The 7,598-nt window shown below is 44.7% G+C and carries 4 protein-coding genes; 2 read left to right on the forward strand and 2 right to left on the reverse strand.

The window, feature by feature from the left end; genetic code table 11:
• Positions 1-65: 65 nt before the first annotated feature.
• Complete coding sequence (locus MUP17_07305; protein ID MCJ7458782.1) at positions 66-2,834, reverse strand: hypothetical protein; 2,769 nt, start codon at positions 2,832-2,834, stop codon at positions 66-68.
• 136 nt (positions 2,835-2,970) lie between these two features.
• Positions 2,971-4,401: an aldehyde dehydrogenase family protein gene (locus MUP17_07310; protein ID MCJ7458783.1), complete on the reverse strand. Its 1,431-nt coding sequence runs from the start codon at positions 4,399-4,401 to the stop codon at positions 2,971-2,973.
• A 336-nt stretch (positions 4,402-4,737) separates the two neighbouring features.
• On the opposite strand from MUP17_07310, the gene lpdA reads away from it, so the two are divergent.
• Both lpdA and MUP17_07320 read left to right on the forward strand, forming a co-directional pair.
• Positions 4,738-6,135, forward strand: a complete 1,398-nt coding sequence (gene lpdA, locus MUP17_07315) for a dihydrolipoyl dehydrogenase (protein MCJ7458784.1) — start codon at positions 4,738-4,740, stop codon at positions 6,133-6,135.
• A gap of 284 nt (positions 6,136-6,419) precedes the next feature.
• A complete protein-coding gene (locus MUP17_07320) occupies positions 6,420-7,346 on the forward strand; it encodes a prenyltransferase (protein ID MCJ7458785.1) in 927 nt (308 codons plus the stop codon).
• Positions 7,347-7,598: the final 252 nt, after the last annotated feature.

A 7,598-nucleotide genomic window follows, 5' to 3' on the forward strand; every position in this document is an offset into this window, starting at 1 on the left:
ACTTCCTCTATCTGTTCCAGTTTCAGATTTTCGCCGTCAATTTGAACATACCTCATAGTTACCTCTTAATTTTTTATATGAATTAACTTTTTTTCTTTTTCAAACCAATTAGAGATTTGATCTGTCAACTCTTTTTTGTTTTTGACCGCCAAACTCTTCACCGGAAGCGAATCCAGAAAAACTCTGCCATATCTCTGGGTCAAAACCCGGCTGTCCAGGATTATCACTAACCCGTAATCATCCTTTTTGCGGATCAACCTTCCAAACCCCTGCTTGAATTTTATGACCGCCTCAGGCAGAGAATAACTTAAGAAAGGATTTTTTCCTGAAGCTTCTAATTTTTCCATCCGGGCAGACGCCAGAGGCTCGGTCGGCACCGCAAAGGGAAGTTTTACCAGGATCAAAATCTCTAAGGCTTTACCCGGAGCATCCACTCCTTCCCAGAAAGAGGAGGTTCCCAGAAGAATTGCGCCTTTTTCACCTTTGAATCTTTCAAACAGGTTGGTGGATTGCCCGTCTTTCCCCTGACCCAAAAGAAGTATTCCCTCACTTCTGAAACTTGATTTGAGAGCCGAGTAGACTTGGTTTAACATCTCATAAGAGGTGAAAAGGGCCAGGATATTCTTCCTGAATCTTCTGCCGCATTCCTCTAGCAGCTCTTTTGTCATTTCGACATACCCTTCGCTTTTGGGTGAGGGAACAAATGAAGGGACCAACACCTTAGCCTGTTTTTCAAACTCAAAAGTCGAGCCCAGACAAAGAGTTTTGACCCTTTCCTCATCCACCAGATTTAAACCTAATCTTTCTTTGATATAGGTGAAATCCCCATTTACAGAAAGAGTAGCTGAGGTAAACACGGCTGTTCTCAAATTTTCGTATATAAGCTCGTTCAAACTTGCCCCTACTTCTAAAGGAGCCATACAGAGTTTGCAGTCCGGACTCTCTTTTTGTACCGGGCACTCGATCCAGTAAACGTACTCTTCATCCTCAGCCGAAAAAAGAGCCTGGGATGAATCGATCAAATCCTGAATCTCAGCCATCCCGGTTTGAAGTTGCTGTAGGATTTCTCTTTTCCCTTCAAGCTCAGAGCTTTTCAGTTCCTCTAATGCTGTGGAAACCGCCTCTAACTTAGCCTGGAGTTTTTTCAAAGAAACGATAAGTTTTTCCCCTTCCTCATTCAGAATCGAGACGATCTTATCCTCTTTTTTATATCTTAGCTTCAGGTAATCGTCTGAGGAGAATCCTTTTAGCCTCGCAGGGACTTTTTTGAAAAGCTCTTCAGAGGACTTATAGGTTTTGCCCAGTTCCTCAATTGCCTTTCTCAGCTTATCCTCTATCCAGGACTTTTCCATTTTTTTTAGAGAACTTCTTTGAAAGACAAGTTTTATTTCTCCCAAAACTCCCCATTCTGCTCCCATTCTGCTATGGTAGAGCCTGTCTAAGATTTCTTTTATTTTCCAGAAGGAGATTTCTTTTCCCAAGAACTGGGTAGCCGCATTTTCCAGATTATGGGCTTCGTCCAAAATTAGATTCCCCACGGCCAAGGTTCTGCCTTCAGACAAAACTTCGGAGAAGAAAAGCGAATGGTTAACCACCAGAAGGTGAGATTTTGCAGCCTCCTTTTTAACTTTAAGATAGAAACATTTTTGATAATGAGGGCATTCCAGGTTTAAGCAGGAGCTTCCCTCGCAGCAGACCCTGTTCCACAAGGCATTATTTTTGACCTGGTCAAGTCCGCTGTTTTCCGCAATATCACCTGAACCGGTCTCAGCAGCCCAGACCGCCAGGTTCGAGAGGGCTTTCTGGTCTTCTAAGGGTAGCTCGTATTCAGCTTTATTGACGAGGTTATAAAACCGGTAGAGACACAGATAGTTTTTCTTACCTTTAAGCAGAGTGACTTTGAATTCAAAAGGTAAGGCTTTTTCTAAAAGCGGGATGTCTTTAAAGAAAAGCTGCTCCTGAAGGTTTTTGGTGTTAGTCGAGACCACAGTTCTGTCTTTGTTTTTTTCAGCCCAGAGCAAAGCTGGCACCAGATAGGCTAAGGATTTACCCACGCCAGCACCTGCTTCCACCAGAAGGAAGTCACCCTGGTTAAAAGCCGAAGCCACATTCTGTGCCATCTTTTTCTGTTCTTCCCTTTGCTCGAATTTTTCCATCTGCGAGGAGATCGGTCCCCCGTTCTGATAATATTCCAGGACTTCCTCTTTTTTCAGCATGACATTACTGTAATCGCTTTTTGTGCCTATCTCCTTTTCTCCCCGGATTCCACTAAAATTCAGCAGAAACTCATCCTTCACAATGGGTAGAACAAAATCAGCAATCTCAATTTTCCTGCCCTCGGTCAAAAATCTTCCCCAAGTATCTTTTGACCCAAAGGAGAGGGTCATCAACTGCTGAAAGATAGCCGGGCTTAATTTCTGTATTCTATAGATGAAAGTAAGCAGCAGATTATAAACCACCTCTATTTCTTTTCCAGAAGAAAGGTCTAAATTAAAATATTCAGCCACAGTTTCTATTTTGAAATCTCTTAGCCGGGGAAGGAGTATTTTAGCAACTGCTTTCAGGTCCAGCAGGTCTTCTGTCCGAACATCCATTTTCAATAAAATCTCATCCCATTCCTCGAGGTCAAAACTGACTAAAGTGCTCTCCGCTGAGAAATTCTCAAAGGCTTGAATATCTGTAAACCTCACCCTTTTCAAGTCAAGACGAAAATCCTGCTTATCTTCCATTTTCAAATCAATAAGCTTAATCGCTGAAAATTCGACTGAATCGTTCTCGGAAACGGACTTATTCTTGCCAAGTATGACCAGTTTTTTGAAAAATGCTGGCTTCATATTATTGAAATCGGTTCGTCAAGCAGTCCGCCTTCGGCGAGACATGCTTGACCTACAGTTACCACCTATGGCTTTTTAAGGTAAATCTGAAGGTTTACACTCCAGATTATTTATTTGTTTAGCCACCACCTATTACCTATTTTCTTAGATTAAAACACACCATCTTAATATCCGTCATCTCCTCAATCGCATATTTAAGCCCTTCTCTTCCGATCCCGCTTTCCTTTACTCCGCCATAAGGCATATTGTCCGCCCTATAGGTGGGCACGTCGTTGATTATTATTCCTCCCACTTTTATCCCTTTGATCGCCTGAAAGGCATTTTCGATATTTTCCGTGAACACGCCGGCTTGAAGTCCATACATCGAATCATCCACCATTCTGACTGCCTCAGAAAAATCTTCAAACGGGACTAAGGAGACCACCGGAGCAAAAACTTCTAATGCTATCACCTTCATCTCTGGTTTTACATCTTCTAAGACAGTCGGGTAATAGAAAACACCCTCTCTTTTTCCTCCGATCAAAATTTTTGCCCCTTCTTTTGCCGCTTCATTTACCCAGGACTCGGCCCTTTTAGCCTCATCTTCGGTAATCATTGGACCTACATCTGTTTCCATGTCCAGAGGGTCACCCAATTTTAGTTTTGAGGTTTTCTCTAAAAATTCTTTTTTGAACTTATCATAGATTTTCTTGTGCACATATATCCTCTGGACCGAAATGCAGATCTGTCCAGCATAGGCAAAGCTTCCCATAACTGACCTTTCCACTGCCAAGTCTAAATCTGCATCCTGGTCAATTATAACTGCAGAATTTGAGCCTAATTCCAGAGTAAGTTTTTTCAAACCGGATTTTTCCTTGATTTTTCTTCCTACAGGTGGACTGCCGGTAAAAGTTATCATCTGGACTCTCTCATCCGAGACAAGCCAATCCCCGACAGCCCCCCCCGAGCCGAAGATTATATTCAAGCCGCCTTCAGGCAAACCGGCTTCCATCATTATCTCCCCCAATTTGATCGATGTCAAGGGAGTCAATGAAGCTGGCTTTAAGATGATTGAACAGCCAGCCGCAATGGCTGGGGCAACCTTGTGCGATACCAAATTCAAAGGAAAATTAAAAGGGGAGATCGCACCGACCACCCCGACCGGAAACCTAATATAAAAACCGACCCTTTTTTCGCCTCCAACTGAGGCATCTAAAGGAACGGTATGGCCGAAAATGTCCTTTGCCTCCTCTGAGGCAAATTTAAAAGTCTGAACAGACCTTTCCACTTCTAATAGGGAGTGTTTCCAGGCTTTCCCAGCCTCCAGGCAGATAATCCTGGCCATCTCGTCCCTATTTTTTTCAATCAGTTCAGAAGTATTTTGCAGAATCTTTGACCTGCGGTATGCCGGTAAACTGGATACTTTCTTGAAGCCTTCTACAGCAGAAATAACTGCTTTCTCAAATTCCTCTTTACTTGTCTCCGGAACCTTCCCGATTATCTCCTGATTATATTTATTTCTGACATCAAAGCACTTCCCCCCGGAAACCCATTCCCCTCCAATTAACATCTTATATTCTTTTTCCATTTTTCCCTCTGGATTTTTCCTCTTGAGAATGAAAGAGCTTTTCTGAAATATAACCATCTTTATTTTTGCGGTCAAGGATTAAACGGAAGTAATCCGCAGGAGTGCAAACCTTCAGGTTTACCAAAAATGGTAGGGGCACGGCGCGCCGTGCCCCTACCTCCTAGGATGCCAGTTCAGTAGGGCTGGTCCGCCTTTGGCGGACTGCATACGATCACCGTCCCATTTTTTCCCGTAGGTCGGGCACCTTGCCCGACCATCCTCTACTTTTCAACTTGACTTATATTTATCCTAAAACTATTATTCTTCTCTGATTCATATAAATCAAAGGAGAAATCGATGTCCGAAAGAAAGAGATTAGCCATAATCGGGGGTGGCCCAGCCGGGTATGTGGGAGCATTAAGGGCAGTTCAATTAGGTGCAGAGGTCACCCTGATTGAGAAAAAAGAGGTGGGGGGTGTCTGTTTAAATGTTGGCTGCATACCTACCAAAACCTTGACCTCCATTGCTCATCTTTTCACCCTCTTGAAAAGAACAGCTAATTGGGGCATAGAGGCTGGCTCTCCTAACTTAAACTGGACACAGGTGATGAGGCGAAAGGAGCAGGTGGTGAGAAGACTGGTCAATGGTGTCAAATTCCTTCTCAAGGAAAGTAAAGTAACCCAGCTTTCCGGCACCGCTTCCTTTCTGGATGAGAAAACTCTGCTAGTAAACAAAACCGATGGTGGAACAGAAAAACTCGAAGCTGATTTAATCCTTATCTGCACCGGCTCAGTTCCGATCGAGCTTAAAATTCCAGGTGCGGATCTGGATGGCGTAGTTGACAGCACTGGAGCTTTATGCTTTGAGGAAATACCCAAGAGTCTCCTGATTGTGGGAGGAGGATATATCGGATGCGAGTTTGCATCTATCTTTCATTCCTTCGGCATTGAGGTAATCATCGTGGAGATGCTCCCCCAGATACTTCCCGGAGAAGACGAGGAGATAGCCTCTGTACTTAGAAGAAAATGGGAAAAAGAAGGGATTAAAATCTATACAGATTCTAAGGTTAGCGGAATCTATTCTAAAGACAACCAGCTAAAGAAAGTGAAAATTTCCACTCCTAAAGGAGAACTTGAAATAGAGTCCGAAAAGGTTTTGATCTCTGTGGGGAGAAAGGCATATACTGAGGGATTAAATTTGAGCGGGATTGGAGTAGACCAGGAAAAGGGTAATATCAAGGTGGATGAGTTTTTGAAAACAAATATAGAAGATATCTATTCTGCCGGCGATTGTATAGGCAACTATCTTTTAGCCCATGTAGCCTCAATGGAGGCAGAAGTAGCAGTCGAGAACGCCTTGGGAGGAACCGTTTCGATGGATTATACAGTCGTTCCCAGGTGCATATTTACCTATCCGGAAATCGGCGGAGTCGGTCTGACTGAAAAGGAAGCTTTAGCCAGGGGTCATAAGATAAAGATCGGCAGGTTCCCCTTCATAGCCAACGGGAGAGCTTTGGCAGAGGATGAAACTGAAGGGATGGTAAAAATAATTGCTGAGGAAAAATCTGATAAGATCTTAGGCTGCATTATCCTCGGAAACCGGGGCACAGATTTAATCGCCGAGCTTGCCCTGGGAATGAAAAAAGGAATGAAGCTGAGAGATTTAATTGAAACCATCCACGCCCACCCCACCCTGTCTGAGGGGGTCCGGGAAAGCGCCTTGAAGGCTGAGGGAAGACCACTTCATATACTGTGAAAGATGACGGATGACGAATATCGAATAACGGATAAAAACAAAACCCTTTCCTTTTCAAGGAAAGGGTAAGGGTGAGGTTTTTCGGTAGGACAGACATTTCTGTCTGTCCACGGAGATGTCTGGGCGAGGGAACCTCGCCCCTACAAAAATATGCAACAATAACGGGAGGAGACCCCGCAAAACGGGATTTCGCTGAGCTCAACAAGCTCCTCCCCTACGAATCAAGTTAATGTAATCATCTGTCAGGTGCACAAGAATTATTAGGTAAAAGAAGAGTTAGAGACATGACCAAAATAGCGCAAGACAAACTTCCGGCAGGAGAACCCTTTGAAGGTATCTCTGGATTTCTCTACTTCGCTGGCTTCCGCTACTGGACTGCTTCCCTACTTCCGGCGCTTGTAGGCACGACGCTACCATTCTGGCTCCGCCCACCGGGTTTCTCGTTCAGGTGGCTTGGTGCCATTGAGTTTCTTTTCGCTACTGTTTTATTCCACACTGGATTCTCGTTTCTGCAGGCATGGTTCGAAGGCCGGTCCACAACCAAGTGGTCAAAACCCCGGCTCCTAAGATACGCAGGTATGTGCATCGTTGTGGCGTGCCTCCTGGGTCTGCACCTAAACAACGGTCTGATTCTACACAACGGTGTTCCCAGGAGCATCTTCATTGTTTACGGCATTACTGCGCTCTTCGTAGGTGTGCTCTACGTCGCGCCGCCGTTCAATTTCTGTCGGCGAGTTGGCGGCGAGATCGTCATCTCTGAAAGCCTTGGCATGATTCCTGTTCTTGGAGCATACCTTGTCCAGGTCGGTGACATCACACGTACGGTGTATCTTGCTTCGCTACCGATAGTTGTCGCGACCGGCTTGTGGGTTTGGATAGATGAACTCGCTAGCAGAATAGATGATGAAAAAACAGGGCGCAAGACGATGGTTATTGATTTTGGCCCGCGCTTCTCTGGCCGCTATGGTGTTCTCGCACTCTCGATGCTATTTTTCACGACGTTACTCCTTGCTGTATTCTCAGCATCAATAATCCCACTGACACTAATCATGCTGCTTTTGGTCGGACTCGTGTGGAAAATCGTGACCGTATCCTGGAACGAGTACTCGTGCTCGGACCGGATGATTGATGTACGAAAAAACGCGTTCATGTTACATCTCGCTACATGCAGCATCATTGCCGCGTCATCACTGGTAACACAGCTCCCCTAGATTTCTGGATACATCTTAATTTTGCATGGTTGCGATATATCAGTTGAGTTATGTTGCGATGAAAGTCAGATTGGTGAGTGGCAGGTGCACCTAACCCCAATTGCAGCCGACCCGCCTGTGTGTACTACTTCACAATTTTGGTAACAGGTTTAAACCCGCGTAGGGGCGGAGTTCATCTCCGCCCGAAGGTGATGGGTGGAGGCAAGCTCCACCCCTACGCGAGATCTCTTTAAATAACAACACCTTCTTAAA

Source organism: Candidatus Zixiibacteriota bacterium (assembly GCA_022865345.1).
GTDB lineage: Bacteria > Zixibacteria > MSB-5A5 > MSB-5A5 > RBG-16-43-9 > RBG-16-43-9.